Here is a 16230-nt window from a genome sequence, read left to right on the forward strand (position 1 = left end):
CACAAGAGTGCGCCGGTTAAAAACCAAGGAGTATACCTATGTCCCTGAAGATTCGTCTCGCCCGCGGCGGTTCCAAGAAGCGTCCTTACTACCAGATCGTCATTGCTGACGCCCGTTCGCCGCGTGATGGCCGCTTCCTGGAAAAGGTCGGCTCCTGGAACCCGATGCTGGACAAGGACAATGAAAAGCGCGTCGAACTGAACGTCGAGCGCATCACGGAATGGCTCGCCAAGGGCGCTCAGCCGACCGACCGCGTCCTGCGCTTCCTCGCAGAAGCCGGCCTGGCCGAACGCGCTGTTCGCAGCAACCCTGAAAAGGCAAAGCCGGGCAAGCGCGCTCTGGAACGCGCTGCCGAGAAGAAGCAGAAGGCTGAAGACGCCGCTGCCGCTGCTGCAGAAGCCGCTGCATAATCGACCTGCAATATGGTCTGACCGGCGGGCGGCATGGTTTCATGCCGCCCGTTTGTCGTTTATGTAGAGATGGCACCCGCCGTGCCATTCGACCCTTTGCGCCCCAAGGACTTGCATCGTCATGACCAAGCTTGAAAATCCCGTGCCCATGGCCGTCATTGGCGCAGCTCAAGGCCTGCGCGGTGAAGTGCGAGTGAAATCCTTTACCGCCGATCCGCTGGCATTGGGCGATTATGGCAATCTGCACGCCAAAGATGGCCGGGTATTTGAGGTTCTCGATATCCGCGAGGCAAAAACCGTGGTCGTGGTGCGCTTTCGCGGCATCAATGACCGCAACGCCGCGGAAGCGCTGAACGGGCTTGAACTGTTCATCGAACGCAGCGCCTTGCCGGACGAAGAGCTGGACGAGGACGAATTCTACTACGCCGATCTCGAAGGCCTGGAAGTGGTCGATGCAGAAGGCGTCAGCTACGGCACCGTCACCGCCGTGTTCGATTTCGGCGCCGGCGATCTTCTGGAAGTCAAAGGTCCTGGCCGGCGCCCGGTGCTCGTGCCGTTTTCGGAAGCCGCCGTACTCGAGATCGATCTGGAAGGCGGCAAGCTGCTGGTCGATCCACTGGCCGCCGGCCTGAAGGATGATGGCAGCGAAGAGCCCTTTAGCGCTGATGGCAAGCCGAAATCCGGCGGCCGCTGACCATGACATTCAAGGCTAGCGTTCTGACGCTCTACCCGGACATGTTTCCGGGGCATCTTGGCCTGTCGCTCGCCGGCCGGGCGCTGGAGCGTGGCCAATGGGCCATCGAGACCGTGCAGATCCGCGATTTTGCCGAGGACAAGCATCGAAGCGTCGATGACACCCCGGCCGGCGGCGGCGCCGGCATGGTGCTGAAGCCCGATGTTCTCGCCCGCGCCATCGACAGTCTCGACGCCGATGACAGGCCACGCCTGCTGATGAGTCCGCGCGGCAAGCCGCTGACCCAGAAGCGGGTGCGTGAAATCGCAGATGGCAGCGGTGTCGTCATCGTCTGCGGCCGGTTCGAAGGCGTCGACCAGCGGGTGATTGAGGCACGGCAGCTCGAGGAAGTCTCTATCGGCGACTATATCCTGTCCGGCGGCGAGCCCGCTGCGCTGACCCTTCTCGATGCCGTGGTGCGCATCCTGCCGGGCGTGATGGGCAATGACCAGTCTGGCCTGCACGAAAGCTTCGAAACCGGCCTTTTGGAACACCCCCATTACACCCGCCCGCAGGTCTTTGAGGGGATGGACATCCCCGCCGTTCTGACCTCAGGCAACCATGCTGTCATCGAAGCCTGGCGGCGCGAGCAGGCGCTGAAGCTGACGCAGGAGCGCCGGCCAGACCTGCTGAATCAGCCCTTGAAGAAATAATAGATCGCCAGCGAAAAGCCGGCGGCAATCACCAGCAGGCGCAACAGCTTCTGCGGGGCGCGCTTGGCCATCGCCACCCCCGCGTAACCGCCGAGTGCTGCAGCCGGCAGCATGATGCTGGCATGCAGCCAGGAGACTGCACCCGCAGACGCAAAGACCAGAATGGCAATGGCCGCAATCACGATGGCCAGTAGGTTCTTCAACGCATTGAGATAATGATAGTCACCGCCGCCGGCAAATTGCAGGGAGGCCAGCATCATGATGCCCATGCCCGCCCCGAAAAACCCGCCATAGATCGAGGTCAGCCCCTGCAGCAGCAGGCCGAGCCGGCTGGCTGTATGCTGCTGCCCGGCCTTGCGGCTGAGCTTTGGGCCAAGCGCGAAAATCACCGTTGCCATCAACAACAGCCAGGGCACCATGCGACTAAAGGTCGGATTGGAGAGTGATATCAGGATCAGTGCCCCAATCAGCGACCCGACGGCCGAGATCAGCGACAGCATCAGCGCATTTTTCCAATGGGCAGCAATTTCGCGGCGATAGGCGAGCGTCGAGGTGATATAGCCGGGGAACTGGATGATTGAGGACGTCGCATTGGCCGTCACCGAGGGTAGGCCGGCCAGCGTCAGCACGCCGAAAGTAAGGAAGGTCCCGCCACCGGCGATGGCATTGACGACGGCCGAGAAAAACCCGGCGGCAAACATCAGGCAGATGATTTCAATGGACATGAGCGCTCCCCCTCTGAGCCGTTATTGCAACCGGCTCCCGGCAGTGCAAGCCAAGACGCCCGCAAAAATCCTCGCCCAGAGGGATGACAAGCCGGAGCGATTGGTATATGGGCAGGCGCGGAAACGGGTTTTATCCTGATGACCGAAAACAAAGAACTGCGAAACCGCTCCCGCCGCAAGGCGTAAACCCAAGGTTCGACCGAGGGATAATTGATGAGCGCTCTGGCTGTTTCAGAAGAACTTGAAAAGGTTAAACCGATGAACATCATTCAGCAGCTGGAAGCCGAACAGGCCGCCAAGATCGAAGCCAAGCGCACCCTGCCGGAATTCTCCCCGGGCGATACCGTTCGCGTTAACGTCCGCGTGACGGAAGGTACCCGTACCCGCGTACAGGCCTATGAAGGCGTTTGCATTGCCCGCTCCGGCGGCGGCATCAACGAAAGCTTCACCGTTCGCAAGATCTCCTACGGCGAAGGCGTCGAGCGCGTTTTCCCGGTTTACTCGCCGCTGGTCGAAGGCGTCGAAGTTGTTCGCCGCGGTAAGGTCCGTCGCGCCAAGCTGTACTACCTGCGCGACCGTCGCGGTAAGTCTGCTCGTATCGTTGAAAACACCGGCACCCGCGCCCGTAAGCTCAATGATGCCGAGCGCGCCGCTCTGGCCGAAGAAAAGGCACGTCTGGAAGCCGAAAAGGTTGCAGCAGCTCAGGCTCTGGCCGCTGAAAAGGCCGCTGCCGAAGCCGCCGAAAAGGCTGCTGCCGCTGAAGCCGAAGCAGCAAAGGCTGCCGAAGGTTCGGCTGAATAAGCCCGACATCATTTGTTTGAAAAAGGCGGTCTTCGGGCCGCCTTTTTTATTGCCCGTCCTGCGGCCACGCGACGCAGGCGGACAGCCTTGCATGTCTCTTGAAAGATGACCGTCCGGCGCTTACTGCTGGATGTCCGATGCCACGAAAGATCCGGCATCGTCAGGGGAGCGCGGATGCGTGCAAGGCGGATGACATGGCGAATGGCGGTGCACGTTTTGTGCATGGTCGCCCTTGTCGCCATCGGCTTTGCCCACAAGGTGCCCGAGGCGGTGGCAGCGCCGCAGACCTCCGTCGATCTTTCGGCCTATACCTTACCGGACGGCTCCCTGCCGGTGCTCTGCATTTCCGATCAGAGCACGTTCACCTTTGATGATCACGGCAAGCAGCACGACCATGCAGGCCAAAGCGGCTGCGACGCCTGCCGTATCAGCGCCTCCATTCTGCTACCAGCGCCCGCCGATACCGGCGGCGTGCGGGCCGAAGCCAGCCTCGACATAGCAGGTCCGTCCGCAGAGGCACCCATCATCCTGCGGCTCTTCCCGCCCAATACCGCGCCGCGCGCGCCACCCCTTGCCTGATGTCCGATCTGGCACTGCGCTGTCCCTGATGGGGAAGCCCAGTGTGTCTCCGGCGGGGATCAAGAGGTATTAGGGATTTGTATCCCGCCCAAGGCCACCGCTCCATCAGATTCGCGCCCTGCCATATGAAACGCATCGGAGCAAGCAGCCTTGTTGGCTGCCCGATATGAGCATCTGGCCATGGACGCCGCAATTGGGGTCAATCATGACACTCGTCACTTCTATGCCGGCCGAAAAGCCAGCGATCGCCTCCACACGAGGATTTTATCTTGCGGCTTGGCGCTGGCATTTCTACGCCGGTCTCTATGTCGCCCCCTTCCTCATCATGCTGGCCATCACAGGCCTGATCATGATGTGGAGTGCCACGCTGGTTGGACGCGATGGCGAAAAGGCCTTCTCCGTCACTCCGGCTGCCACAAAAACCACCGTCTCGCAGCAGGCCGACGCCGCCCTTGCCAATGTGCCTGATGGCACGCTTGCCCATTACATCGCCCCGTCCACGCCCGAAAGCGTCGCCGTTTTTCGTGTCGACCGCGGCGAGGCCGCCATCATGGTGGCGGTCAATCCCTATGACGCGCAGGTGCTAGGCCAATGGGATCGGCGCAGCGCGCTCTACGATCTCGCCAACAGCATCCACAGTGACCTGCTGATCGGCACGATCGGCGACCGGTTGATCGAGATCGCCGCGGGTTTCGGCATCGTACTTGTGATAACAGGCCTCTATATGTGGTGGCCGCGCAACGGCGAAGGTTTCTCCGCCTTGCTGTTTCCCCGGTTTACCGAAAAGGGCCGCCAACTCTGGAAGGCCCTGCACCGCACCATCGGCTTTTATGCCTCCATCCTGCTGCTGGTCTTCCTGGTGTCCGGGCTCAGCTGGGCAGGGGTCTGGGGCGCAAAATTCACACAGGCCTGGAGCACCTTTCCGATCGGCAAATGGAGCGACGCTCCCCTCTCCGATGCCACCCATGCCAGCATGAACCACGGCAGCATCAAGGACGTGCCCTGGACACTTGAGGAAGCGCCGATGCCGATGTCCGGCTCGGATGCCGGCCATCCCGGCCTTGGTCACGGTCAGCCCGCAACGCTCGACAATGTCATTGCCTTTGCCCGCGCCATTGGTTTCGGCTCCGGCTCCGACCAGCGCTTCCAGCTGAACTTCCCCAAGGATGAGACGGGCGTCTGGAGCATTTCCCGCGACACGATGAGCAGTGACAGCACTGATCCACTTTCAGACCGAACCGTGCATATCGATCGCTATACCGGCAAGGTGCTGGCCGATATCAAGTATGAAAACTACGGCCTGGCCGGCAAGGCCATGGCGCTCGGCGTTTCCTTCCACATGGGAACGATCGGATTGTGGAACCTCGTCCTCGTCACCGTCTATTGCCTGGCGGTGATCTTCCTCAGCGTCAGCGGCTTCGTTCTCTGGTGGAAACGCCGACCGAAAGGGGCATCACGACTGGTCGCACCTGCCTATCCCGCCGATATGCGTCTGTGGAAGACCGGCGCCCTCGTCATGCTGGTCACGTCCCTGCTGTTTCCCCTGACCGGCGCCACGCTGCTCGCCGTCCTCGTCATCGACATGCTGCTGATCCGACGGATCAAGCCGCTGAAACGGGCGCTCAGCTGAGCGCAAACATCTCCACCAGACTTGCCAAACCCATCTTCATCAACCACTTCCCATAAAGCCAAAGGACCTTACACATGTCTTTCACCCGCAAAACAATCGCTGCCATCGCATTTGCCGCTGTTACCGCCATCGCCGGCCAGGCTTTTGCTCATGCCCATCTGGCCACTGCCACGCCAGCCGACAAAGCAACCGTCGCCAGTGCGCCGAAGACCATCGATCTCACCTTCACCGAAGCACTCGAAGCCAAATTCTCCGGCGTCGACGTCCTTGATACCCAACAGCAGAAGGTCAAGATCGGCGAGGCAGTCCTGAGCAAGGATGGTAAGGGCCTGAGTGTCCCGGTTACCGGCACGCTGGCACCCGGCGCCTATACCGTCGAGTGGCACGTGCTGTCGGTCGATGGCCACAAGTCGAACGGCACGACCAGCTTCACCGTCAAGCCGTGACACCTGAACAGGCCGAAATCCTCTGCCGTTTCGTGTTCGACGCCGGCGCGCTCCTCATCTGGGGCGCGTACGGTTTCCTGTGGCTTGCCGTTAGCAAGGAGCTTGAAACCACCATCGAGCACCGCCTGGCACCGATCTACGGCCCGACCCTGTTGCTGGTCACCCTCGCAGGTGCCGGCAAGATTGCCGCCCAAGCCGCCATGCTTGATGACGGCTGGCAAAGCGTAAACCCAGCGCTTGCTATCGAAGTGCTGGAAGCGACACGCAGCGGCGCAGCCCTCGGGCTGCAGGCCGGCTTTGCCCTACTGCTCTTCTTGGGATATGTCCTGCTCCCCCGCCATCGTGGCCCGGTCGTAACCCTGCTTGGCCTGCCGTTGCTGATCTCTCTCAGTCTCAGCGGCCATGCAGCAGTTGAAGAAGGCCTCCTCGGATTGCTGCACAAGGCCAATCACAGCCTGCATCTTGTTGCCGCTGGCCTCTGGCTCGGTGGGCTGGCGCCGGTGCTTCTGCTGCTGCAAGCCATGGCTGACGACACCAAGCGGTCGGAAGCCTTGAAAGGCCTGATGCGGTTTTCGACGATCGGCCATGTCGCGGTTGTAGTGACCTTGCTGAGCGGCCTCCTGAATTCGTGGCTGATCATTGGCGCAACACACTTCGACCTAAACCTCGCCTATCAGCGCCTGCTGGTGTTGAAGATTGCGGCGGTGGCCACCATGGTGGCGATTGCGCTGGTCAACCGCTATGTCTTCGTGCCACGCATGCACCTCTCGCCAAGACAAGCCGTGCGCAATATGCAGATCGGAAGCTGCGTAGAGATCGCCCTTGGCCTGATTGCGGTCGCGCTCGTCGCCGCCTTCGGCACGATGTCGCCGGGATGACCGGAATACGGCTGCAATTTCCTTGAAATCCACGGATCACCTGTGACACAGTTTCTGCGCCACATATTCAGGAGATATTTCATGTCTTTGCGCCGCGCCGTTCTAGCCGGTCTTTCCGCCCTTCTGCTCGCCCCCTTTGCCACGTTTGCAGCCGACCTGCCCGATCTTGGCGGCAAGACGGTGATCGTCGTCACCGAAAATGCCTATCCGCCGCTGCAATTCGTCGATCCCAAGAGCGGCAAGGCGGTCGGCTGGGAATATGACGCGATGAACGAGATCGCCAAGCGGCTGAATTTCAAGGTGGAATATCAGAACACCTCCTGGGACGCGATGATCCAGGCGGTCGCCGACGGCCAGTACAATATCGGCATGACCGGTATCACCATCAAGGAAGACCGCAAGCAGAAGGTCGACTTCTCCGATCCCTATATGCGCTCGCAGCAATTGATGCTGGTGCGCGGCGATGAGACACGCTTTACCGATGCCAAGAGCTTCAAGGCCTTAGACAAAGGCCTGATCGGCGCCCAGCCCGGCACCAGTCCCTTCTACACCGCCGTCTATGAAGTGCTTGATGGCAACGAGCAGAACCCGCGTATCAAGCTGTTCGAGACCTTTGGCGCAACCGTTCAGGCTCTGAAGACCGGCGATGTCGATTTGGTTTTGACCGACAGCACCGCCGGCAAGGGGTATGTAGACGCCTCCAATGGCGCCCTCAAGATCGTTGGCGAGCCGCTTGGCGCAGAGGATTTCGGCTTCATCTTCCAGAAGGGCTCCGACCTCGTAAAACCTGTTAACGCCGCCATTGCCGCGCTGAAAGCAGACGGGACTTTCGATGCGCTGAACAAAAAGTGGTTCCTCGACTACAAGCTCGGCAATTGATGGCCGTGCGGACCCATTAATGGCCTTTCAAACCCTGCCGAATGGCGACAAACAAGACTTCCCCTGGTGGCTGGTGGCACTCGCCGGGCTGGCGCTTGCGTTGGCGATAACCATCGCCGTCAATGACCTCTACAAGCAGGTGTTTGAAACCGTCTCACGTGGCATCGGCGTCACCATCTTCGTGACGCTGACCGGCTTTGCCCTCGCCTGTCTGCTTGGCCTGTTGCTTGCATTGGCCGGGATGGCAGATAGCATCGTGCTGCGCCAGGTCTCTCGCTTCTATGTCGAAGTCGTGCGCGGCATTCCGGTGCTGGTGCTGTTGTTCTACGTCGCCTTTGTCGGCGCGCCGGGCTTTGTGTCGCTCTATAACAGCCTGACTGCTCCGCTGGTCAACGCCGGCTGGCTGGAGCCGCTGCAGGTGCGGGATGTCTCGCTGATGTGGCGGGCGATCGTTGCCCTTTGCATCGGCTATTCCGCGTTTATCGCCGAGATCTTCCGGGCCGGCATCCAGTCCGTCGACAAGGGCCAGATCGAGGCTGCAAAATCGCTGGGGCTCAGCCGCACGCAGCGCTTTCGCCTCGTGGTCCTGCCGCAGGCACTGCGGGTGATCTTCCCGCCGCTCTCCAACGATTTCGTCGCCATGGTCAAGGATTCGTCATTGGTCTCGGTATTGGGCGTCGCCGATATCAGCCAGGCCGGCAAAATCTACGCCTCCGGCTCCTTCCGCTTCTTCGAGAGCTACTCGATCGTCGCCTATATCTACCTGATCCTTACCATCGGCCTGTCACTGATCCTGCGGCAAGTCGAGCAGCGGATGCGCGCAAGGCAGAGTCAGGCACCAGCCTAGAGGTTGTCGGGGTGAAATGGAACCGGCGCTCCGAAAAGCCGACCGAAAACAAAAAACCATAGGAAGCGTCTGGTTCAATCCGAACCCGACAATCTCTAGGTCAAAACCGCTAAATAGCGGCGATACCCATCGGCAAGGCCTGGCTTGAGGATGTCGGCAACCGGTAGGATTGCAGCAAACAATCGGTTCGGATCGGTTTCAGCACCGAGCGCTCCAACCGCGTCCTTCACCTCTTGCGAATAAAGATGAGGGTCGCGGGCGACACGCTTGCGGAACCCATCCAGGTTCGCCTTGACGTTGATGGACATCGCATCATCACGATCAATTGCCGTCAGCGGCAAATCACGCCAGCACAGCAGGCTGTGCACATCCAAAAACATCAGAAATTGTTGAAAGTGCAGAGCGATCTCGGGCAGGCCGACCTGACGAAGCAGATCAATGACCGAGGCATCCACTGCTTTTGGCGTGTTCCATTGGCCCACATCATAACAGTAGATCAGCGCCGGATCATAAAGCATTTTTCCACAGCAAAGGAAGGTGACCACAAAGCTCCAGTCGCAATAGGCACCGCGCGTCGGATGATGGTCCCAGAATATCCTCAGCACGCCTGAGAACAAAGAACTACGATAAATGCTGTAATATAATGCGTTATTGCCACCAGCTGAATCGCTATATTGATATATCCTGTCGGATGGCCGTTCGCCATCGAGACTGGCCGTAATGACATCGACAACGCCCCGATCGTTTCGCCAGTTCATCGTCTGCGGGCGCACACCGATCACGTCGGACGGCAAATCAGCGAGATCGAGCGGTGGCCGATCATCGAGGACATAGATGGCATCATCATCCGCAAAAGGCAGCAGGAACGGCGTCTCCACATATGCAAGCGCATTCAGCAAATTGCTCATTCCATCCTTGGCATCGGACGAGATGTAGCGGATCCGTTTTCCCAGCCGCTTCAGCCATTCCTCCTTAGCTGGGTCACCGGAATTGTCGGAGACAATCAGCACAGCGTCACGCTTTTCCGCATAAATCAGCGCGGTTTCCAGAGAAAATCGGCTTTGATCGAGCGAACGACGGCTGGGCAAGACAATGGACAGCAAGGACATGCGAGGTTCCGGCGATGAGAATGCGCAGGTTTGGCCAATAGATCGGCAATGTTTCCTGAGGCTGGAGATACAGGACAAGCCCGGCGCCAGATCGAACCGATAACGCGATCATGAACAGGAGCGAAAAGGCCAATGTCCGACAAACTTGCCCAAGCGATGGCACTTTATGCGGCCGGCAATCATGAAGATGCCTATTCGGCGCTCAAAATCTGCCTGGCGGCAGACCTGCATCCGGCGCCGCAAGCCCTGCTGGCCATGGCGCAGTGCTGCGTAAAGCTGGAATATTTTCAGGAGGCCGCAGCTTTCTACCAGCGTGCAGCAAAGCTGCTCCCGGCACAGTCTCACGTTTTGCTCACCATTGCCGAAAAAGTGCGCCGGACAGGGATCGAAAACGCGAGCCGGTCGGATATCGAGCAGCTCAAGACGTCCAGGCAGTCAATCCGGGCCGGATCCTTCGACAACCGCGTCTGGCAAGACTATCGAGCCACCTTGCGCCGTAGTCTAAATATCGACGAAATGCGCATGAGCGATCAGGCCATGCGCGACCGGCTCGTCCGGCGGCAGGACGCCTACTACGCGCTGGACAGCCAGACCACGCACCTGACTTGGTGTGACGACGAGATATTGAACGGCTTATGGGCCAGCATCTTGCCTGCACCCAACCTCGAAAGAATGGCCTGGACGCGGCCGGCCGGCGAGAAGGTCAGGGTCGCCTATCTCCTGCCCAGTAACACAAGCAGCCCGGATATCCGCCAGCAGGTTCTGAGCCTTGCCGGTGCCCATGACCAGGACGCTCTCGAAGTCATGCTGATTGGCGACCACTCTCCGGAGCAGGATGACGGGTTGGCGTCGCTTCGCCATATATCTATGGCGGGTCTGACAGAGGATGAGGCGGTCAGCGCCTTGCGGGAGGCCGATATAGACGTTCTCGTCGATCTGCTCGGTCATGCGGATGGCGGCCATCCCGCTCTGCTGCGCCATCGGATCGCACCATTGCATGTCGCCCTCGCAGGCCATCCAGGACCAAGAAGCGGGCTCGTCTGCGATTACTACATAGCTGACGATATCGTGCTACCAAAGAGATCGCGCGGTCTGTACGCGCAGGCGATCTGCCGTTTGCCCGATGCCTTCACATTCATCGAGCCAACGGACCAGCCGCCGACGGTTTCACGAGAGCAGTTCGGCCTACCGCAGGGGCAGGTCGTTTTTGCCGCCTTTCATCCGTCATATCTAATCTCTCCACGTACGGTGGATCTCTGGTGCGCCATCCTTCAAGGTACGCCGGACAGTGTTTTATGGCTCGATTGTGAGAGCGACTTCGCTCGCGAGAACCTCCGCATATGGATGAAACGCCAGGCTGTTAGCGAAGAGCGGCTGATCTTCACGCAGTCGGCCGGACCCGTCGGAGACAGCGCCAAGATCCAGCTCGCCGATATTGGGCTGGACTGCACTCCCTTCAACAGCCTCTCCTTCACGCATGCGGCTCTTCGATCCGGCCTGCCAGTTCCAGCCCTGATGGGGCAAAATTTTGCCGGTCGCATGTCAGCAAGTCTGCTGACATGCGCTGGGCTCACAGAACTGATCGCCCGCAACACGGAAGACTATGTCAATCTGTGCGTTGGTCTTGCCAGAAATGACGACGCGCGCGCGCGTCTGAAACGAGCGATTCTCGATAAGACCATCAGCCGTTCGCTGCTGGAAAAAAGACGCTTTGTCAGTCATCTGGAGAATGCCTGGCGCCAGATGGCCAATCGATCCGCGGAGGGTCTAGACCCCGAGGATTTCGATGTCTCCCGGCTGCAAAAGATCGGGTGACGCTCTGCTTGCCCTGCGCCACAGCCTCCAATCTTTGAATTGCCGTTTGCCTGGGAAACTGGTATCAGACCGCCATGGGATCTAAATTCGGATGTCTCGCGCCTGACATATTCGTGCTGCAAGACCATAAGCGTCTGCCGGCACGCTTTTTTGCGCGTGTCGCCGGAGCGCTTGGCAGCCAGTTGCTATAACGGGCGCCCTCGCTACGCCGGTCTCTGATCGGCAGACCGTAGCTCTGACAGTCTTGCAAACCCGCCTTGACGCGGTCATATGACCACCAATCCCTTTTCAACCCTTCGACGGATGAACAGCCATGAGCGCACCCCGGACCCTCTACGACAAGATTTTCGATGACCACCTGGTCGATCGCCAGGAAGACGGTACCTGTCTTCTCTACATCGATCGCCACCTCGTGCATGAGGTGACGAGCCCGCAGGCCTTCGAAGGTCTGCGCATGACGGGCCGCAAGGTCCATGCCCCGACCCGCACGCTCGCCGTCGTGGACCATAATGTACCGACCACGCCTGACCGTGCGGAAGGCATCAAGAACGAGGAAAGCCGCATTCAGGTCGAAGCTCTGGCCAAGAATGCCGCAGACTTCGGCGTCGAATATTATTCGGAAAAGGACAAGCGCCAGGGCATCGTTCACATCGTCGGTCCCGAACAGGGCTTCACCCTGCCTGGCATGACCATCGTCTGCGGCGACAGCCATACCTCGACCCATGGCGCCTTCGGCGCGTTGGCGCATGGTATCGGTACGTCGGAAGTGGAACACGTTCTTGCCACCCAGACGCTGATCCAGAAGAAGGCCAAGAACATGCTGGTGCGTGTCGACGGCAAGCTGCCGGAAGGCGTCACCGCCAAGGACATCATTCTGGCGATCATCGGTGAAATCGGCACGGCTGGCGGCACCGGTCACGTCATCGAATTTGCTGGCGAAGCCATCCAGGCCCTGTCGATGGAAGGCCGCATGACGGTCTGCAACATGACCATCGAAGGCGGCGCCCGCGCCGGCCTGATCGCGCCTGACGAAAAGACCTTCGAATATATCAAAGGCAAGCCACGCGCGCCGAAGGGCGAAGAACTGGAAATGGCGATCCGCTACTGGAAGACCTTGCATACGGATGAAGGCGCCCATTTCGACCGCACCGTCGTGCTCGATGCCGCCAACCTGCCGCCGATCGTCTCCTGGGGTTCCTCGCCGGAAGACGTCATCTCGGTTCAGGGGACCGTGCCGAATCCCGACGATATCAAGGACGAAAACAAGCGCGTTTCAAAGTGGCGGGCGCTCGACTACATGGGCCTGAAGCCCGGCACCAAGATCACCGATATCGCCATCGACCGCGTCTTCATCGGCTCCTGCACCAACGGCCGCATTGAAGACCTGCGCGCCGCCGCAGCTGTGCTGAAGGATCGCAAGGTTGCCGCGACCGTCTCTGCCATGGTGGTTCCGGGCTCCGGTCTCGTCAAGGAACAGGCGGAAGCCGAGGGACTGGACAAGATCTTCAAGGATGCCGGTTTCGAATGGCGCGAGCCGGGCTGTTCCATGTGCCTGGCCATGAACGACGACCGGCTGAAGCCGGAAGAGCGTTGCGCCTCGACCTCGAACCGCAATTTCGAGGGTCGCCAGGGCTACAAGGGCCGCACCCATCTCGTCTCCCCCGCCATGGCTGCTGCTGCTGCCATCGCCGGCCACTTCGTCGACATCCGCGACTGGAAGTAAGACGGTTTCAACCCGCACATACGAAAGGCGGCCACTGGCCGCCTTTCGTCGTTTAAAGCAATGATTCACGTGAAATCAGAAGCTTGCCGTGAGCGGATCAGGTCCGATACGTGTGGAATTGCTGTCCAGCGTCGAAATTTCAGCCATGTCTTCGGGGTCGAGGCTGAAATCGAAGACCTTGAAGTTTTCCTCGATGCGCGACGGCGTCACCGATTTCGGGATCACCACAAGACCACTTTCAATATGCCAGCGGATAATCACCTGCGCCGCGGAGCGACCATGCTTTTCGGCGATCTTGCCGATGACAGGATGGTTCAGCAGCTTGCCCTGACCGAGCGGGCTCCAGGATTGGGTGGCGATGGAATGGGTCAGATGAAAGGCGCGTGCATCCTTCTGCTGAAAATCCGGATGCAGTTCGATCTGGTTGATGACAGGCACGACGCCCGTCTCGTCGATAATCTTCTGCAGATGCTCCGGATAGAAATTCGAGACGCCGATCGAGCGGATGCGGCCTTCTTCCTTCAGGCGGATAAAAGCCTTCCAGGTTTCGACGAACAGGCCGCGATGCGGCGAGGGCCAATGAATGAGATAGAGATCGACATAGTCGGTGCCAAGCCGCTTCAGACTAGCATCGAAGGCCTTCAGCGCACTATCGAAACCCTGGTCGTTATTCCAGAGCTTGGTGGTGAGGAAGATGTCGCCGCGATCCACACCGGAAGAGCGGATGCCTTCGCCGACACCCTCCTCGTTTTCATAAACCGCCGCAGTATCGATATGGCGATAACCCGCGGAAAGGGCCGCCCTCACGGCCGGTGCAGCCTCGTTATTGGGAGTCTGCCATACGCCGAGCCCAACCTGCGGAATGCGATTGCCATCGGAAAAACTGATGTAAGTTTGGTCTGCCACGAAGAAATCTCCAATCGAGAACGGGCCCAAGAGCGGGTTTGAGATCAGACGGAGGGCCGCAATGGCCCTTTGAGAAACCAGTATCAAGAAACCAGTGGTGCCGCGAAGCGCAACACCAGCCGCCGCAGCGAGGAATGCGCGTCCGGCAATACCGGTTCCATAGATAGGTGATTACCCTAGCCTGCCAAGGCCTTGCCGCCACGCACACCACTTCACAGAACCGTGACGATGGTCGAGGGCGAGACGAGTGCCAACAGCCGGCGCATATCGGCGGGGCTTATCGCCACACAGCCTTCGGTCGGCCCGAAATCCGGCCGAGCAATGTGAAAGAAAATCGCTGACCCGCGGCCGCGCTTGCGGCTGGTGACATTCCAGTCCATCACCAGACAAACATCGTAAAGTCGATCCTGCCGCTGCAAACGCTCGTGACCGCCGCTGAACGGTGCTTTCACTGGCCTGTTATAAGCGGGATGGCTTGGGGTGTCACACCAGAGCATATCGGCATGGATCGGCAACAGCGGCAGGCGAGAGCGAAGAACAGGATGCCCATCCGCCCGGAAATAGCCTGAAAGCAGCTGCATGGAAGCGCGTGGGGTTGCACCGTCTCCCTCGCGCTTGAAGGCGGTAATGCCGGAACGGCCGATGGCGGCTGCAAATCGCAGCGGTCCAGCCTGGACGATGGCACAGCTCTTGTCACCGGGCTTGCGGCGCACCACAATCTTGCGCAGACTGCACCTTGAACCGGAGCCGGGGTTGGTCTTGGAGCTGGAGACGGAACAAACTCTTGTCTTCTGCATGACGCTCACGGAGTTTTGCTTTGCTGAACACTTTTCTTGTAGAGTGAGTTGGCTAGATAAGACAATGAATTCAAGAACAGTGCGCTCTGCTCTGTTCATTGCTTGGGAGTATAGCACGCATGGCTGCCCGGACGATCCTTCTGGTCGATGACGACAATGACCTGCGCGACACGCTGGTGGAACAACTTTCGCTTTACGAAGAGTTTTCGATCCAGCAGGAGTCCAACGCCACCAAGGGCGTCCAGGCGGCCCGCAACGGCCAAGTGGACCTGATGATCATGGACGTTGGCCTGCCTGACATGGACGGTCGCGAAGCAGTGAAACTGCTGCGAAAGAGCGGTTTCAAAGCGCCCGTTATCATGCTGACCGGCCACGACACCGATTCAGACACTATTCTCGGTCTGGAAGCCGGTGCCAACGACTATGTCACCAAGCCCTTCCGCTTTGCGGTGCTGCTTGCCCGTATCCGCGCTCAGTTGCGCCAGCACGAGCAGAGCGAAGACGCCACCTTTACCGTCGGACCTTATCTGTTCAAGCCGAGCCAGAAGCTGCTGACCACCGAGGACGGCAAAAAGATCCGGCTGACGGAAAAGGAAGCGGCGATCATCCGCTATCTCTACAGGGCCGGCCAAAAAGTGGTGACCCGCGACGTGCTTCTGGAAGAAGTCTGGGGATATAATTCCGGGGTGACCACCCATACGCTGGAAACTCATGTCTATCGTCTGCGTCAGAAGATAGAACGAGATCCATCCAATGCCGAAATCCTGGTGACGGAAAACGGCGGCTACAAGATCATTCCTTGAAGCATCCCGCGAGGGGCAATAAACGGGGGCAATTGCGATGGCGCTAAGCGATGATATGCAGCTGCTCTCGTCTCTGGCGCTGTTTCAGGGGCTGGAGCCGGATCAGCTGCGGCTGATCGCGTTTGGCGCGGAACATCGGCCGATCGGTCAAGGCCAGCCGCTGTTTCGCGAACATTCCCCGGCTGAATGCGCCTATGTCGTGGTCCGTGGCCAGTTCGAGCTGACCAATACCGGGCGGGACGGGCGCCCGGTCGTCGCTGCCGTGGTTGGCCCCGGCACCATGTTGTCGGAACTGGCGCTGGCCACCATGGTGGAGCGCAAATACACGGCCATCGCCCTCGAAGATGCCGAGGTGCTACGCATCCCTCGCCCGCTTTTTCACAGGCTTCTGGAAGAATACCCGCAGCTCGGCATGGTCATGCAGGACCGCATCCGCCAGAACCTGCTGGCATTGGCGTCCGGTGCAAAGGGCATGGAAGATCGGTTTCGATAGAGA

The 16230-nt window shown here is 59.6% G+C and carries 18 protein-coding genes; 14 read left to right on the forward strand and 4 right to left on the reverse strand.

The annotated features are described in order from the left end of the window. The first annotated feature begins 38 nt into the window (after window positions 1-38). The 3 genes from rpsP (at window position 39) to trmD (ending at window position 1796) form a co-directional block, all read left to right on the forward strand. Window positions 39-410 carry a 30S ribosomal protein S16 gene (gene rpsP, locus BJF91_RS17845; protein ID WP_075615883.1) on the forward strand — a complete coding sequence of 124 codons (372 nt, stop codon included), beginning with the start codon at window positions 39-41 and terminating at the stop codon, window positions 408-410. Between the two features lie 121 nt (window positions 411-531). After that, a complete protein-coding gene (gene rimM / locus BJF91_RS17850) occupies window positions 532-1104 on the forward strand; it encodes a ribosome maturation factor RimM (protein WP_075615884.1) in 573 nt (190 codons plus the stop codon). 2 nt (window positions 1105-1106) lie between these two features. Continuing rightward, the gene (gene trmD / locus BJF91_RS17855; RefSeq protein ID WP_075615885.1) at window positions 1107-1796 is read left to right on the forward strand and encodes a tRNA (guanosine(37)-N1)-methyltransferase TrmD; all 690 of its coding nucleotides are present in this window, start codon (window positions 1107-1109) and stop codon (window positions 1794-1796) included. Here the strand turns inward: trmD and BJF91_RS17860 are convergent. After that, the gene (locus tag BJF91_RS17860) at window positions 1778-2521 is read right to left on the reverse strand and encodes a sulfite exporter TauE/SafE family protein (RefSeq protein WP_075615886.1); all 744 of its coding nucleotides are present in this window, start codon (window positions 2519-2521) and stop codon (window positions 1778-1780) included. The two genes, trmD and BJF91_RS17860, sit on opposite strands and share 19 nt — an antisense overlap. A 258-nt stretch (window positions 2522-2779) precedes the next feature. Between BJF91_RS17860 and rplS the strand changes: the two genes are divergently transcribed. The 7 genes from rplS to BJF91_RS17895 all read left to right on the forward strand — a co-directional run bounded on the left by rplS (window position 2780) and on the right by BJF91_RS17895 (window position 8581). Then, a complete protein-coding gene (rplS, locus tag BJF91_RS17865) occupies window positions 2780-3322 on the forward strand; it encodes a 50S ribosomal protein L19 (protein WP_075616084.1) in 543 nt (180 codons plus the stop codon). Between the two features lie 201 nt (window positions 3323-3523). Then, window positions 3524-3901, forward strand: coding sequence for a hypothetical protein (locus BJF91_RS17870; protein WP_083943374.1), 378 nt, complete (start codon window positions 3524-3526; stop codon window positions 3899-3901). A gap of 205 nt (window positions 3902-4106) precedes the next feature. After that, window positions 4107-5531: a PepSY-associated TM helix domain-containing protein gene (locus BJF91_RS17875; RefSeq protein ID WP_075616085.1), complete on the forward strand. Its 1425-nt coding sequence runs from the start codon at window positions 4107-4109 to the stop codon at window positions 5529-5531. 74 nt (window positions 5532-5605) lie between these two features. Continuing rightward, on the forward strand, window positions 5606-5977 hold the full coding sequence (copC, locus tag BJF91_RS17880; protein ID WP_075615888.1) for a copper homeostasis periplasmic binding protein CopC: 372 nt from the start codon (window positions 5606-5608) through the stop codon (window positions 5975-5977). Beyond that, window positions 5974-6855: a copper homeostasis membrane protein CopD gene (copD, locus tag BJF91_RS17885; RefSeq protein ID WP_075615889.1), complete on the forward strand. Its 882-nt coding sequence runs from the start codon at window positions 5974-5976 to the stop codon at window positions 6853-6855. Before copC ends, copD begins: the two co-directional genes overlap by 4 nt. 81 nt (window positions 6856-6936) lie before the next feature. Further along, window positions 6937-7734: a basic amino acid ABC transporter substrate-binding protein gene (locus BJF91_RS17890; protein ID WP_075615890.1), complete on the forward strand. Its 798-nt coding sequence runs from the start codon at window positions 6937-6939 to the stop codon at window positions 7732-7734. A 19-nt stretch (window positions 7735-7753) separates the two neighbouring features. Next, window positions 7754-8581, forward strand: coding sequence for an amino acid ABC transporter permease (locus BJF91_RS17895; protein WP_075615891.1), 828 nt, complete (start codon window positions 7754-7756; stop codon window positions 8579-8581). A gap of 95 nt (window positions 8582-8676) precedes the next feature. Here BJF91_RS17895 and BJF91_RS17900 read toward each other — a convergent pair whose 3' ends face one another. Continuing rightward, window positions 8677-9690 carry a glycosyltransferase family 2 protein gene (locus BJF91_RS17900; RefSeq protein WP_075615892.1) on the reverse strand — a complete coding sequence of 338 codons (1014 nt, stop codon included), beginning with the start codon at window positions 9688-9690 and terminating at the stop codon, window positions 8677-8679. 132 nt (window positions 9691-9822) lie between these two features. Between BJF91_RS17900 and BJF91_RS17905 the strand changes: the two genes are divergently transcribed. Next, the gene (locus BJF91_RS17905) at window positions 9823-11505 is read left to right on the forward strand and encodes an O-linked N-acetylglucosamine transferase family protein (RefSeq protein WP_075615893.1); all 1683 of its coding nucleotides are present in this window, start codon (window positions 9823-9825) and stop codon (window positions 11503-11505) included. Between the two features lie 313 nt (window positions 11506-11818). Continuing rightward, window positions 11819-13228 carry a 3-isopropylmalate dehydratase large subunit gene (gene leuC, locus BJF91_RS17910; protein ID WP_075615894.1) on the forward strand — a complete coding sequence of 470 codons (1410 nt, stop codon included), beginning with the start codon at window positions 11819-11821 and terminating at the stop codon, window positions 13226-13228. Window positions 13229-13303: 75 nt separating this feature from the next. On the opposite strand, the gene BJF91_RS17915 is transcribed toward leuC, so the two are convergent. Continuing rightward, the gene (locus BJF91_RS17915; RefSeq protein WP_075616086.1) at window positions 13304-14134 is read right to left on the reverse strand and encodes an aldo/keto reductase; all 831 of its coding nucleotides are present in this window, start codon (window positions 14132-14134) and stop codon (window positions 13304-13306) included. Window positions 14135-14346: 212 nt separating this feature from the next. Next, entirely contained in the window at window positions 14347-14931 is a 585-nt protein-coding gene (locus BJF91_RS17920; RefSeq protein WP_075615895.1) for a L,D-transpeptidase family protein, read from the reverse strand. 119 nt (window positions 14932-15050) lie between these two features. On the opposite strand from BJF91_RS17920, the gene BJF91_RS17925 reads away from it, so the two are divergent. Continuing rightward, complete coding sequence (locus BJF91_RS17925) at window positions 15051-15734, forward strand: response regulator transcription factor (RefSeq protein WP_075615896.1); 684 nt, start codon at window positions 15051-15053, stop codon at window positions 15732-15734. A 37-nt stretch (window positions 15735-15771) separates the two neighbouring features. Further along, window positions 15772-16227, forward strand: coding sequence for a cyclic nucleotide-binding domain-containing protein (locus BJF91_RS17930; protein ID WP_075615897.1), 456 nt, complete (start codon window positions 15772-15774; stop codon window positions 16225-16227). The last annotated feature ends 3 nt before the right edge of the window (window positions 16228-16230 follow it).

This window comes from Gillisella taibaishanensis, from assembly GCF_001938985.1.
Taxonomy (GTDB): Bacteria; Pseudomonadota; Alphaproteobacteria; order Rhizobiales; family Rhizobiaceae; genus Allorhizobium; species Allorhizobium taibaishanense.

What these genes read in the sequence shown, in the direction of transcription:
- BJF91_RS17875 (WP_075616085.1), top strand. Translation starts at nt 4,107, where the DNA reads ATGACACTCGTCACTTCTATGCCGGCCGAAAAGCCAGCGATCGCCTCC.
- BJF91_RS17900 (WP_075615892.1), bottom strand. Translation starts at nt 9,690, where the DNA reads ATGTCCTTGCTGTCCATTGTCTTGCCCAGCCGTCGTTCGCTCGATCAA.
- rimM (WP_075615884.1), top strand. Translation starts at nt 532, where the DNA reads ATGACCAAGCTTGAAAATCCCGTGCCCATGGCCGTCATTGGCGCAGCT.
- BJF91_RS17870 (WP_083943374.1), top strand. Translation starts at nt 3,524, where the DNA reads ATGGCGGTGCACGTTTTGTGCATGGTCGCCCTTGTCGCCATCGGCTTT.
- BJF91_RS17890 (WP_075615890.1), top strand. Translation starts at nt 6,937, where the DNA reads ATGTCTTTGCGCCGCGCCGTTCTAGCCGGTCTTTCCGCCCTTCTGCTC.
- copC (WP_075615888.1), top strand. Translation starts at nt 5,606, where the DNA reads ATGTCTTTCACCCGCAAAACAATCGCTGCCATCGCATTTGCCGCTGTT.
- trmD (WP_075615885.1), top strand. Translation starts at nt 1,107, where the DNA reads ATGACATTCAAGGCTAGCGTTCTGACGCTCTACCCGGACATGTTTCCG.
- BJF91_RS17925 (WP_075615896.1), top strand. Translation starts at nt 15,051, where the DNA reads ATGGCTGCCCGGACGATCCTTCTGGTCGATGACGACAATGACCTGCGC.
- BJF91_RS17905 (WP_075615893.1), top strand. Translation starts at nt 9,823, where the DNA reads ATGTCCGACAAACTTGCCCAAGCGATGGCACTTTATGCGGCCGGCAAT.
- rpsP (WP_075615883.1), top strand. Translation starts at nt 39, where the DNA reads ATGTCCCTGAAGATTCGTCTCGCCCGCGGCGGTTCCAAGAAGCGTCCT.
- BJF91_RS17920 (WP_075615895.1), bottom strand. Translation starts at nt 14,931, where the DNA reads ATGCAGAAGACAAGAGTTTGTTCCGTCTCCAGCTCCAAGACCAACCCC.
- BJF91_RS17895 (WP_075615891.1), top strand. Translation starts at nt 7,754, where the DNA reads ATGGCCTTTCAAACCCTGCCGAATGGCGACAAACAAGACTTCCCCTGG.
- BJF91_RS17930 (WP_075615897.1), top strand. Translation starts at nt 15,772, where the DNA reads ATGGCGCTAAGCGATGATATGCAGCTGCTCTCGTCTCTGGCGCTGTTT.
- leuC (WP_075615894.1), top strand. Translation starts at nt 11,819, where the DNA reads ATGAGCGCACCCCGGACCCTCTACGACAAGATTTTCGATGACCACCTG.
- BJF91_RS17860 (WP_075615886.1), bottom strand. Translation starts at nt 2,521, where the DNA reads ATGTCCATTGAAATCATCTGCCTGATGTTTGCCGCCGGGTTTTTCTCG.
- rplS (WP_075616084.1), top strand. Translation starts at nt 2,780, where the DNA reads ATGAACATCATTCAGCAGCTGGAAGCCGAACAGGCCGCCAAGATCGAA.